At 63.5% G+C, this 12,717-nt stretch carries 9 protein-coding genes and 1 pseudogene; 3 read left to right on the forward strand and 7 right to left on the reverse strand.

Annotated features, from left to right (window positions below):
• Window positions 1-16 precede the first annotated feature (16 nt).
• Window positions 17-1,069: a tRNA 2-selenouridine(34) synthase MnmH gene (gene mnmH / locus AW06_RS09495; RefSeq protein ID WP_034949102.1), complete on the forward strand. Its 1,053-nt coding sequence runs from the start codon at window positions 17-19 to the stop codon at window positions 1,067-1,069.
• A 43-nt stretch (window positions 1,070-1,112) separates the two neighbouring features.
• Here the strand turns inward: mnmH and AW06_RS09500 are convergent, their stop codons facing one another.
• The 7 genes and pseudogenes from AW06_RS09500 to AW06_RS09535 all read right to left on the reverse strand — a co-directional run bounded on the left by AW06_RS09500 (window position 1,113) and on the right by AW06_RS09535 (window position 11,005).
• Window positions 1,113-3,224: an ATP-dependent helicase gene (locus tag AW06_RS09500; RefSeq protein ID WP_273704561.1), complete on the reverse strand. Its 2,112-nt coding sequence runs from the start codon at window positions 3,222-3,224 to the stop codon at window positions 1,113-1,115.
• Window positions 3,225-3,305: 81 nt separating this feature from the next.
• The gene (locus AW06_RS09505) at window positions 3,306-4,457 is read right to left on the reverse strand and encodes a HupE/UreJ family protein (RefSeq protein WP_034949105.1); all 1,152 of its coding nucleotides are present in this window, start codon (window positions 4,455-4,457) and stop codon (window positions 3,306-3,308) included.
• 2 nt (window positions 4,458-4,459) lie between these two features.
• A complete protein-coding gene (locus AW06_RS09510) occupies window positions 4,460-5,632 on the reverse strand; it encodes a tetratricopeptide repeat protein (RefSeq protein ID WP_034949107.1) in 1,173 nt (390 codons plus the stop codon).
• Window positions 5,633-5,724: 92 nt separating this feature from the next.
• A complete protein-coding gene (locus tag AW06_RS09515) occupies window positions 5,725-7,350 on the reverse strand; it encodes a DUF4331 domain-containing protein (protein WP_273704562.1) in 1,626 nt (541 codons plus the stop codon).
• A 2-nt stretch (window positions 7,351-7,352) separates the two neighbouring features.
• Entirely contained in the window at window positions 7,353-8,120 is a 768-nt protein-coding gene (locus AW06_RS09520) for a hypothetical protein (protein WP_034949108.1), read from the reverse strand.
• A 362-nt stretch (window positions 8,121-8,482) separates the two neighbouring features.
• Window positions 8,483-9,685, reverse strand: coding sequence for a patatin-like phospholipase family protein (locus tag AW06_RS09525; RefSeq protein ID WP_273704563.1), 1,203 nt, complete (start codon window positions 9,683-9,685; stop codon window positions 8,483-8,485).
• Between the two features lie 378 nt (window positions 9,686-10,063).
• Window positions 10,064-11,005 (reverse strand): annotated as a pseudogene (locus tag AW06_RS09535) (integron integrase).
• Window positions 11,006-11,308: 303 nt separating this feature from the next.
• Here AW06_RS09535 and AW06_RS09540 point away from each other — a divergent pair.
• Together AW06_RS09540 and AW06_RS09545 are read left to right on the forward strand one after the other, a co-directional pair.
• On the forward strand, window positions 11,309-11,953 hold the full coding sequence (locus tag AW06_RS09540; RefSeq protein WP_034949112.1) for a hypothetical protein: 645 nt from the start codon (window positions 11,309-11,311) through the stop codon (window positions 11,951-11,953).
• A gap of 127 nt (window positions 11,954-12,080) precedes the next feature.
• Window positions 12,081-12,641 (forward strand): hypothetical protein, encoded by a 561-nt coding sequence (locus AW06_RS09545; RefSeq protein ID WP_034949114.1) that lies wholly within the window; start codon window positions 12,081-12,083, stop codon window positions 12,639-12,641.
• Window positions 12,642-12,717 lie beyond the last annotated feature (76 nt).

Here is a 12,717-nt window from a genome sequence, read left to right on the forward strand (position 1 = left end):
CCATGGCCTTCCCTGCATGAAATCTGACCTGGTCAGCCTCCAACGGCTCGGCGATCTTGCGGCCTTTGACGAGATCATCGACGTGCGTTCGCCTGCCGAGTTTGCCGAAGACCATATTCCCGGCTCGGTCAACTGTCCGGTTCTCGATGACCAGCAGCGTATCGAAGTCGGCACCCTCTACAAGCAGGTCTCCCCCTTCGCCGCCCGCAAGGTGGGCGCCGCGCATGTTTCCGAGAACATTGCCGGGCATCTGCGCAGCCGCTTCTCCGACCGCCCGAAGCACTGGCGACCCTTGGTCCTGTGCTGGCGTGGCGGCCAGCGCAGCGGCTCGATGACCTACGTCCTGCGGCGTGTCGGCTGGGATGCGCAGCAACTCGAAGGCGGCTACAAGACCTATCGTCGCCTGGTCATCGAGAATCTCTCGGAAGCCCCGCGGTCATTGCGGCTGAAGGTGATCTGTGGTGCCACCGGCAGCGGCAAGAGCCGCATCCTGCAGGCCATCGGGCAACTCGGAGAACAGGTGCTCGACCTCGAAGAACTGGCCTGTCACAAGGGTTCGGTACTTGGCGTCCTGCCGGACTGCCCGCAGCCCTCGCAAAAGATGTTCGAATCCCGCCTGCTCACCGCCTTGCAAGGCCTGTTCCCGGATCGGCCGGTGTATGTCGAGGCGGAGAGCCGCAAGATCGGTTTGCTCCAGCTCCCTGCCGCCCTGATCGAGCGCATGCGCGCTGGCGAGTGTGTGCACATCGAAGCGTCTTTCGACGCGCGTGTCGATTTCCTGTTGCGCGATTACGACTATTTCCTGGGCGCTCCTGATTCGCTGACTGCCCGACTGCAAGCCTTGCGGCATCTGCAAAGCACGGAAACGCTGCTGCGCTGGCGAGCGTACATCCATCAGGGAGGCTGGCGCCCACTGGTCAGCGAACTGCTGGCACTGCACTATGACCCGCTCTACCAGCGCTCGCAGAAGCAGAATTACGCCGGATTCAGTTCGCCACAGAGGTTCGACACCAACGACCTGACGCCCGCCGGCATCGACGCCCTGGCTCGCCGGGTGTGCGGCAGATGATCGTCGGACCCCGCTTCAGGCCCGGACGGAGGGAACTCCCGCCTCATTTCCACATCGCCCGCATGCGCGCCGCAAGGTCGATCGCCTGCTGCCTGGCGTCCGGATTGGCGGTTGGCGCTGCGGGCGGTGGTGGCCAGGAGATTTGTTCGAAATGCGCTAGCAGGGCATTGGCGATGAAACGCGTGCGCCCGGCGTAAACGTGACGGTCGCAGAATCCCGGCTGATGGGAAACATAAAAGCGCTGCGGCAGCATGAGTTCGAGGTGCTCCCTGGCACGCGTCATGGCCACATACAGCAGCCGCCGTTCCTCCTCGATTTCGACTGTGGAGCCGCTGGCCAGGTCGGAGGGGATGCAGCCGTCGACGGCATTGAGCACGGTGACGGCGGTCCATTCCTGTCCCTTCGCCGAGTGGATCGTCGACAGGATCAGGTAGTCCTCGTCGAGTAGTGGCGTTCCTGCCTGGTCGCTGCTGGCGTCGGGCGGGTCGAGCGTCAGTTCGGTGAGGAATCGTTCGGCGTTGGCATAGGTGACGGCAATGCGCGCGAGTTGTTCGATGTCGGCCTGCCGGATCGGCGCGTCTTCATGCAGACGCTCCATCTGCGCCTGGTACCAACCGCAGATGCGCTCGAAAGCGGCTGGCCAGGGGCTGCTGGCGCTGGCTTCGATGACCGTTGCAAAATCGATCCAGGCGGCTCTGGCCGCTTCCGGTACCGCGGCCTCCCCGAGCAGTGCGCCAGCCGGGTGCGCCGTGCCGACCCTGGCCAATACCCGGTCGGCGGTTTTCGGGCCGATGCCGGGAACCAGTTGCATGGCCCGGAAACCTGCCAGCCGGTCGCGCGGATTCTGTCCCCAGCGCAGGATCGCCAGCACGTCCTTGACATGCGCCGCTTCGAGAAATCTGAGACCGCCGTATTTGACGAAAGGAATGTTGCGTCGGGTCAGCTCAAGCTCCAGCCGCACGCTGTGCTGCGCGGTCCTGAACAGCACCGCCTGCGCCTTCAGCTTGATGCCGGCCTCACGGCGGGCAAGCGTCTGTTCGACGACGTAAAGCGCTTGCCCGATGTCGTCGTGCACCGTGACCAGCTTCGGTTTCTCGGAGGACGCGCGATCGCTCCACAGTTCCTTGGTGAAGCGCTCGGTGGCAGCGGCGATCACCTGGTTGGCAGCGGCCAGAATCGGTTGTGTCGAACGGTAATTGCGCTGCAAGGTCACCCGCTTTGCCGGGGGATCGAAATGATCGGGGAAGTCGAGGATGTTGCGCACGCATGCCCCGCGGAAGGCATAGATCGACTGCGCGTCGTCGCCGACCACGGTGAGACCGTGGCCAGCAGGTTTCATGGCCAGCAGGATCGCAGCCTGCAGGCGGTTGGTATCCTGGTACTCGTCGACCAGCACGTACCGGAAGCGTTCGCCGATTTCCCGGCCGATTTCGGGCTCGCCGACCATCTGCGCCCAGTAGAGCAGCAGATCGTCGTAGTCGAGCACTTGCTGTGCCTGCTTGCTCTCGACGTAGGCGAGGAACAGCCGTTGCAGATCGGACGTCCATTCGCTGCACCAGGGAAAGGAGGATTGCAGCACTTCGCCGAGCGTCGCCTGCGTGTTGATCACCGCCGAATAGATGGCCAGGCAGGTTCCCTTCAACGGAAAGCGTTTGCCCTTGGCCGAGTAGCCGAGGCCGTGACGAACCAGATTCATCAGGTCGGCCGAATCCTGCCGGTCATGGATGCTGAATGCCGCGTCGAGACCGATCCGGCCGGCGTACTCTCGCAGCAGGCGCGCGCCGACGGCATGGAATGTGCCGGACCAGGCCAGGGTGCTCATGCCTGCGGCTAGCGAACGCGTCCCGCCGCGCCGCGTCAGCAGGCGTTCGACGCGCTGGCTCATCTCGTTGGCGGCACGTCGCGAGAAGGTCAGCAGCAGGATGCGGGCGGGATCGGCCCCGTGGGCGATGAGTTGCGCGACGCGGTGAGCCAGGGTGCTGGTTTTTCCTGATCCGGCCCCGGCGATCACCAACAGGGGAGGGTGCATGCTGTCCCCGTCGACGCTGCCCGGCGCCTCCGTGATGCCGAAGGTGACTGCCGCGCGTTGCGCGTCGTTGAGTTGCGCGAGCGGGTCGACGGCACCGCCACGCGTGCCGTTCAGAAGGATTTCCATGGTCTTGTCCTGCCCGATCAATTCCCGGTCGAGTTTTGCTTGCCACGGTGATTATCGACGGTTTCCGGGCGCAAGGCATGATCAGGCGATCAGTTTCAGATCGAACACCCGTTCGACCAGCCAGATGCCGGCGGTGGCGATGACCAGCAGCGAGCCTCCCGCGAGAACGCCCCGTCGATAGATCCACTGATTCCGCACGCTCCACGCCAGCGGCAGGAACAGGGCGACGATCGCCAGTTGTCCGACCTCGACGCCGAGGTTGAAGGCGACCAGCGCCAGCAACAAGGCGTTCTGCGGCAGCCCGAGGTCGGCGAGGACGCTGGCGAAACCGAAGCCGTGAATCAGGCCGAAAGCGAAGGCGAACAGCCAGCGGCTGGCACCCGCCATCACGATCAGGTTGTTGAGCGCGGCGACGATGACCGATGCAGCGATCGCCGATTCGACCCAGCGCGACGGTAACTGGACGACGTCCAGCGCGGCCAGCGTCAGGGTGATCGAATGCGCGAGGGTGAATGCACTGACCACCTTGACGACCTCCCAGAGCGCGTCCCTGAAGCGCGCAGCGCCTGTCCAGCCGCCGTCGACGCGGAGCAGGACCGCCGGCAGCAGCAGCGACAACAGAAACAGCAGATGATCGAAGCCGATCCAGATGTGCCAGACTCCGTGCGCGGTGTAGTCGATGAACTGGCGCAGGCGGTCGCTTTCGGCGAGTTCGAATCGCTGCACCGGGGTCGCCGCGCTGAAGATCGCGGTGCGTGTCTGGCCGGCATGCTCAAGACGCAGCAGCCCGCGGTGCTGCGGATCGACATCGAAGAACAGCCGGTAGTGGGCACTCAGCACAGTCGGTTCGGCCTTGCAGCTTGCGCTGAAGCGCAACACGGCGTAGGCGCCGTCGCTGTGATCGTCGACCAGGTGTTCGAGCACGGCCGTCGTGCATGCCTCGCCATCCGCCGACAAGGCCAGCCGTGCCAGTGCGTAAGCGGCAATCTCGGTGTGATGGGCGCGCAGTTCGCCCCAGGTGATGGCGCCGTCCTGGTTGTCGTCGAGGCCGAGTGCGTAGTCGAGGTCGCGCAGGGCAATATCCCACTGACCTTGAATGGCCGTTTCGGTGACTTGCAGGCTGAGGTAGCTGTCGCTGGGCTTGTGCGCCAGCGCGGCCGGCGAGGCAAGCAGGATGAGCAGCATGGCGCAGCTCTTCAGCACCTGCAGCGAAACGAGGCGGACAGTCTGCATGGTCAATCCTGGCGCAGCAAGCGGTTGATCACGACGTCTTCGCTGCGCGCTTGCGCGAGCCATTGGCGTGCGCTGGCCAGCGTTGCGAGATCCCTGGTGGCGAGGGAGGTTTCCACGAGGAGGCGCAGATCGGGCAGTTCCTTCTGCACCGTCCAGTTCTCCCGGGCCAGCGTCAGGGCCGCCTGGGGATCGCCGAGCAGTTCGAGCGTGAAGCGCGCCTGCTCACGCTGATGGACGCGGTCACCGCGCAACTGGCTGGCGGCAAAGCGGGCGCGCAATTGTTCGACATGGGCCGCCAGCTCGGGCGAGTTCATCGCCTTGAGCGCCAGTGTGTAGCGCAGGAGCAGGGCGTCGCTGCCTTGCCGTGAAGTGAGCAGTTTCACGACCTGCGCCGGGCGGCCGTGGTCGAGCAGCCAGTCGGCGTAGGCGTTGAGGAGATAATGATCGGAGCCGTCGATCGCCAGTGCTTCACGAAAATGGGCCTCGGCGGCATCGTCGAGGCCGGCGCGTGCCGCCATCTCGGCGAGCATGGACAGGACCCAGGCGCGTATCTCGGGGCTGACCTGGGGCTGCCTGGCGAGCAGGGCATGGAGTGCGTCATGGCTCTCGCGCAGTCGCCCGTTGACACTGGCCAGGCCGTAGCTGCAGGCCGCCCAGACCAGTTCGGGGGCGAGACGGCGCAGCGCCGTGCATTCGGCCGCGGCAGCCGCGTAATTGCCCTGCACCTGCAGGACCGTCGCGCGTGTCAGACGCGCCTGGCCATCGCGGGGATTACGCCGGATCAGCGCGGCCAGGTCCAGCAGCGCGGCGTCGAAATCGTGGTTGCGCTGGCGCAGCGTCGCCCGCAACAGAAGGACCTCGGAAGGCGGTTCGGACTGCTCCCACCAGTTTGCCAACGCCGCCTGGGCGTAGCCGGCAAAACGCGGATCGCCCCGGACCCGCCCAAGCTCGGTGTAACGACGAGCGATCTCGACCGCGAGATCGAGCCGTTGCGGTTGTCGGGCGAGTTCCTCGCGCAGCGCGCGCAACTCGCGCGCCGAGGGATCGGTCGGCGCGAAGGGCAGGCGCTCCAGCACCTGCGTGTCGGATTGCGGGAGGTAGGGCACCGCCATGGCGGCCGTGACGAGGCACCAGCTTGCGGTGAAGGCCAGAAAAGTGCAGAAAATACGGGGCATGTGAATCCTCCCGCTTGAGGAATGGCGGGCAGGGCGAATGCGCCTGCCCGTCTGCTGATGCCGGCTTCGTTGCCAGGCCGGGTCGACTGAAATCAGTCGGTCGGGCAGAGTATCGGCAGGAACGGCGGCGTCGTCGAGACGCAGCCGGAGGTGCCGGGATTCTGGTGCCGACTGTTGCGGCCACTATTGGCGAAAGCCACGTAGGGGAAGCTTTCCTGGTAGGGGACATCGTTGCCGTTCACGCCATCGCCAATGCGGTTGTTGGGGAAGACGTTGAATGCCGGGTTGAGCACCCCGGTCACCACACGCGCCGCGATGTCGGTGGCGTCGTCCGAGAGTCGGCGGCCGTTGGGAAAACCGCCGAAATCGCCGGCCAGGACGCCGAGACGCTTGCGGATGGCCTTGGCCGTTGCCGGAATGCCGGTGTTGAGCCGCAGCAGGTCGGCGACGGGCCCGGCTTGTGCGGCCGTGCAGCCGGGGCAGATCGGTGCGCTATAGGTCACCAGCGGCAGCAGGTCGAGGCGCGGCGGGGTCGGAATGGCCACCACGCCACCGTAGGCGGCGTTGAGCACGCGGGCAAGCAGCGGATCGAGCAGGTAGCCCGCAAACTGGCTGTCGTTCTTGGGCTCGGACATGCTGAACTTGTCCTTGTCGCCAGTGCCGATCAGGAGTTCGTTGATCAGCGGATTACCCATGCGCTGGATCTGGACGAAATTGCTCGACAGCGAGGGCTTGCCGCCGGCAGTCGTCGGCTGTGCCTTGATGCGCGGGCGCGAGGTGGTGCCGTAAGTCCCGATCACCGCTTTGGCGTCCGTTGCCGGATGGACCTGGCCGTCGCTGGTGAGCAGCGTGGTCGGCAGTTCGACGACGATGCTGTTGACGTTGTAGCCGGCCACCGCATCGGGTGCGAAGTTGACCGTGTCGTCTGCATCCTGATCGTCGCTCAACACCGCCGGAATCCCTGTGGCAAAAGCGCCGGCGCGGAAGTTGAGGGTGTCGAAAGCGGCGCCGAGGTCGATGTAGAAGGGGTCGTCGACCGTGCCGGCGAAGACCCGGATGCCGCCGCCGAGATCATAAATACCCTGCGCGGCAAGGCTCGGATAATCGGGCATGGTCCGCGGTCCGACATTGGCGGGAACGGCGTAAAGCTTTCGACTGCCGCTGCTGAAGACGGTCTGCCAGACGCTGCCAACCTTTTTCTGGATGGTCACGGTATAGGTCTGACGCAGGCTCAGGCCGGCGGACCCCGGTCCGTCGAGGGCGGTGATCGCGGGTGGCACGATCGGCGTGCCGGGAGAAACCGGCGCCGGTGAATTGGCCGGTGTCGAAACGCCGCCACCGGCGCCGACGAAACTGGTAAACACGCCGGGTGCGCGGATTTCGCTCTGGAAGCGGAAAACGACCTTGACGTCTTCATCGCCATCGAAATTGTTATCGACCTTCATCTCGTATACGACCTCGGGATCGAAGGGATGGTAGTTCGGTCCATTGGCCGGTTCCAGCAACGGGTCGGTATTGAGAATCATGGTGACCTTGTTGGGATTGTCGTAGCTGACGAAGGCATACCAGTCGGTGATGTCCGCCTTGTGGTCCAGTGCGGTCAGCGGTGCCTCGCGGTGGCTGGCGGCGAACACCCCCGTGACCGGCAGGGCAAGGCACGCGGCTGCACACAGCAGGGTCAGCAGGGAACGGCGGTTTGATGCGGTAGAGGTCTTCATGTTCATTCTCCGGGATGGGGATGCGTCGATGTCGACAAGCGAGCCTGCGCGGCAGCCTCGGTACGATGGGGTACGCAGGGATGGCGGCGGCGGATGCGTTGTCCACCGATCAGTGCCAGCCCAAGCGAGAACAGCGCGCCCGCGCCGGGTTCGGAAACGGCGATCGGGAGCGCTGGGCTGGATACGGTCGCGAACCGGATTTGCGCCCCTGGCGAATGATCAACGATCAGCAGCGCGTCCTGGACGGGGACCGGGTCGCTCGAAAAGTCCAAACTGGTATGGACCAGGGTCAGGTTGCTCCCGGCGTCGAGCAGCAGCAGCGACAGGCGATCCGGCGCGCCGTTGCCCGAGAAACGGGTGGTGAAACTCAAATCGAAGGAAACCGTCGTCCCCAGGGTGAGGTCCTGCAAAAACTGGCCGAGGCCGAAGGCATCGGAGATCGTGAAGGGTGGGCCACCGGTACATCCGACGCTGCAATCGTCACCGCCGAGCGTCCCGTCGGTGACGATTGGACTGATGGTGACGGTATTGTTGCCCAGGTCGCCATCGCCATCGAGCAGAGCGAAATCCAGGCGCGCAGAGGTGCCGCTCAGCAATGTGGTATCCAGATTGACCAGCACGGCATGCGCGTTGTGGTGAATGCCACCGAGAATGAAAGCGCTGACCAGCGCGGCCAGAGTGGCCGCGAAGCGGGTGCGTGGTCGACGCTTGACCATCGCCTGGCGTTCGCCAGCGGCAGTCCGACTGTGATTCGGGTTGGGATGTATCATGGCTTGAACCTCCTGACTGGATCTAGGGAACCCGGATGGACCGATCAGGCCGTTGCTCCGATACCACGATCAATGGCCTGCTTCGTCCTCCGTCATATGGCCTGACTTGATACCGATCGTCTGCGACGCGGCAAACCCCCCAGGTACCAACAGATACGCAGGAAACCCGGCAGCGGATGCATGCCAGGCCAACGGTCATGACTTTTCCAGGCACCCCCGATCATGAAAGTCATGACCGTTTCCCTCTCCCCCGACCCATTTCCCGCGAGTGGAGAGGGGAGATTCGTGAGTCGCTGACGCGACTTGCACATTAAAATCCGGGGGGAATCGCGGTGACTGGCGGCCGCCGCGCTACTCGCTGCTCAGGGGCCGGTGATCAGTTCGATCAGTTCGGCGGCGCGGGTCGTGGCATCGCCCCTGCCCAGCGCCAACAGCGACTGCACGAAGCCCTGCTCGAACAGCAAATAACTCGCCAGGGTGCCGCCGCCGCCCTTGAGCATTCCGAGGGCGCCCAGGGCATCACGGATCGTCGTCGGCAGTTCGTCCGTGTATTGCAGCGCCAGCGCGTCGAGCGACTGCGTCGGCGCCATCGCCAGCACTTCGATGGCCTTGTAGCGCATCGCCGAAACCGCCTCCTGGGGCAGTTCGTTGATCGTTTTGGCGACGCGTCGGGTCTGCTCGACATCGGCCTGCAGCGTATCGTGAAAGACGCTCGCCATCACATGCCCGGCCATGCTGCCCAGGCTCGGGCCGCTTCCAGGCGTTCCCGGCGCAGCCGCCAGCCACGGGCGTTCAGGCTGCCCGACGCCGATCACCAGAATCTTCTGCGCACCGAGGTGCATCGCCGGCGACAGCGGCGTGATCTGCCGCATCGAGCCGTCGCCAAAGTATTCTTCCTGACCCTCGACGGTCAGTGACGTGGCCGGAAAGATGAACGGAATCGCGCTCGAGGCCATCAGGTGCGCGATCGTCAAGGGCTGGAACTCGGAGCGGCGGCCGGGACTGGTCCACGGTTGAAACGTCTCGCGGCTGGCCGTCTGACAGAAGGTCCAGTGGACCCCGCTGGTATAGCTCGACCCGGTCACCGCCAGCGCATCGATGGTTTTCGAGCGCAGGGCGCTTTCGATGTTGTCGAGCGGGATGCCCCGTCGCAGCATTTCCGCCAGGGGCGTGTTGTCGAGCAGCGCCCCCTTGGCCTGGACGTGCTGTGACAATCTCAGGGCCAGCGCAACACGGCTGAAGCGCAGCCAGCGCGAGGTGTTCAGGCGGTAGACGTCGGTCGACCGCAGCCGGCCCCAGAACATCGCCAGTTCTTCGAATGCCTGCAAGCCTGCGCGCGCGCGCGCGGCCAGAAAGGCGGCGTTGATCGCACCGGCCGAGGTGCCGACCAGAATCTGGAATGGAAACGACCGCGCGCCACCCGCATGCGACTGCAGCATGTCGGCCAATGCGCGCAGTACGCCGACCTGATAGGCCGTACGCGCGCCACCACCCATCAGCACCAGGGCCAGGGGCGGCCGTTCGTGTTGACGCATGCCGGCATGAATGATGGTCGCAAGGCTCATGGGGGTGCTCCGCAAGGGATCGGTGATCCGGGAAGAGCGTCGTATCTGTTCGAACGCTTTTCCGCGCCGCATCCGGTCTGCCGAACCGGACGCTCACCCGCCGTGCATCGATCAGACGGCGGATGAGCGTCGTGACGCTGCCAGGCGCTGCAGCGAACGCTCCGGATTTGCTTCTGCCCTTGCCTCATAAGCCTCGACGAACCGTGGGGTGCTGAAGATCGATGTCCGGGCCAAGCACCCCTTCAGGATCTCCCGGCATCCTGGCCCGAAACACGATGCCTGGAAGCCAAGCATACCCGACAACTTGCGGCTTCTGTTCCGTTCCGTAATGAGCTTCCCCCGAAATTTCGTTTTCCAAGGGAGACGCGGTGCGTATTGCTACCCGGGCGCGTCGAGCAGGCTGCGAACGCCTCGCCCATCCCGCTTGAGCACAGGCGCGTAGATCATCGTCTTCGCGGCATCCGCATGGCCCAGCCGTTCCTGCACCGTGCGAATATCGTATCCACTTTCCAGCAGGTGGGTGGCGAAGGAATGGCGAAGAGTGTGCGGAGTTGCCAGCTTGGCGATCCCCGCTGCCGTCACCGCCTTCTTCATCGCCCGTTGCAGCCGCTTCTCGTCGAGATGATGACGCTGCCGCTCCACGCCGCTACGAGGGTCGACCGAGTCACTGCCCGAGGCAAAAACCTATTGCCAGCCCCGGCTCGTATTCGCCGCAGGGTACTTGCGCTCCAGGGCATCCGGCAAGTCAACGGCCGCTTTGCCCCTCCGCAGATCGTCGTCGAAGACTTGCCTTCGCCGCAGCAGGTGAGCACGGAGATCCGCCACCAACGAATCCGGCAGCATCGTGACACGATCCTTGGCCCCCTTGCCCTCACGAATCAGAATCTCGCCCTGCTCGAAATCCAGATCCTGCACGCGCAAGCGGATCACCTCCATCAGGCGCATCCCTGTGCCGTAAAGCAGGCGGGGGAGCAAGCCATGGACCCCGTCCATCCGCTCCAGCACCCGCTGCACTTCGAGACGGGTCAGGACCACCGGCAAGCGCTGCGATGGCTTGGCTCGCACCACGTCATCGAGCCACGGAAGCTCGACGCCCAACACCTTGCGGTAAAGAAACAACAGCGCCGACAAGGCCTGGTTTTGCGTCGCCGAGGCCACCTGCTCGTCGACGGCAAGATGGGTCAGGAACGCCTCCACCTCAGTCGCGCCCATCTCACGGGGATGGCGCTTGTGGTGAAAGAGAATAAACCTCTTGACCCAGTGGACATATTGTGCTTCAGTGCGTATGCTGTAATGGCGCAAGCGGATCTGATCACGCACTTGGTCGAGAAGCTTGGGTTCGGAGGGGGAGTTTCCGGTTTTGGCAGGCGTGTTTTCCGGACCGGAAGGGGTGTCCCTCGGCGGTCCTGGGGTGTTTTCCGGTGTGTTTCCTGGTGTGTTCACGGGCAACAATTCGTTATGAATCTGTGCATTCTTCTCACGAGTTCGCAGTATACACATCAATGTGTCTCGGTATACACCTTGACCAATCTGGAACTACCCCTTGGGAACACCCCTCGCGAAAAAGTAGATTGCACCGAAATCGGTGTTCACTATACGTTGGGCGTCATAAACGAGTAGCCTATGCCTGTCAGCACATCTCGAATTCGCGCCCTGTGCCCTTGGTTGGTTGAGGCCCGCTTCGCTTGGCTCGCGCTCGGTGTAATTGCGGTCGCTTTGGCTGTGTCTCTTCGTCCTCATACCACCGAGCCAGTCATTCGCCTTACTGGCCTGGTTCTTCAAGTACTCGGCATTGGCACTGTGATCTGGGGCATTTCAGAAACCAGGGCGCTATTCGGCCATCCGTCATTTGCCGCGAAGGCTAAATCATGGTTCGGTCGCTTTCCTCTTCTCCGTAGAAATATAGTGCTCGCGGCCGCGGCAGGCCCTATTGGCCTCGCCACATGTAAGGCAAGGGCCTTTGCCACACATGGGCCGGGCCCAAACCCAACACTCGAATCCCGCGTCGACGCCCTTGAAAAGAACGTGGGTCTGATTCATGAGCGTATTAGTGGCACCGAGAGAGAAATGGATGAGGAGTTTCGGAAGGCTGGCGAAGCGTTGAAGAATGAAGAACAAACAAGACAGACTGAAGATGCTGCTATCCGAGAGAAGCTTGAAGCCACAGGCACTGGCGGCGTACACATCTCAGCCATTGGGGCCTCTTGGCTATTTGTTGGCGTCGTACTGAGCACAGCCGGCGTGGAGATCGCGGAGTTGCTGAAATGACGCCCAACCCCTCCGTCAACCGGGCCGCCTGCAAGCTGCGCTTGCAGGTTCGCTCCGGCCTTCGGCCTCCGCCGGCCGGTTACGTCGAACGTTAGACCCCAAAGTACTGCTCCCAAGGAGAAGCACTATGACCAAGTACATGGCTCCGGCACTCGCGTTATTGGTAGCGCTTTCCGGATGCGCCAACTTAACCGGCGACACTGGCTCCAACGATCGAGGGCTCGATGGAATCCCTTGTGTAGGAACTGTCGTCAGCACTGCCGAGGGTTTAGCCGAATCCACCAATTCATCCCTCTTGGGCAAGGCCCAGATGCCCACTGGCAAAGGCGGAGTGTGTTCGGCCAAAGTCTTCGCTGCAACGGCGCCGGTTGTTCTCTACCGCGTGTTTGACGCGAGCAAGCCGTATACCAAGTTCGGTGTTTGGTGGTCATTGAAGCGCCCAGGAAACTCGAAAGTGGACTACCGGTCGGAAAACGCAATCTGCCCTGAGTGGAGCAACCTCGACCGCTTGACACATTGCGAGATCAGGCCTGGAACTCAAGTTGTACTAGGAACAACGCAAAGCGCGATATGCGCAGACGGTTCGCTGTTCGCCAAGACCGCAGCGATCCAGGTCTTTGTCCCCAACGACGGCAGAGATGGAATTATTCACGTTGGAGCATGCGCCGAAGATTCAAGCTGGCCGTGACGAGCGCTGGGAAATGACGCATCACTCGAATTTGAGGCCTTACCGGCGCATCAACCGGGTAAGCGTTTAGCCCCCC

The organism is Candidatus Accumulibacter cognatus (genome assembly GCF_000584975.1).
In the GTDB taxonomy this organism is placed as follows: Bacteria; Pseudomonadota; Gammaproteobacteria; order Burkholderiales; family Rhodocyclaceae; genus Accumulibacter; species Accumulibacter cognatus.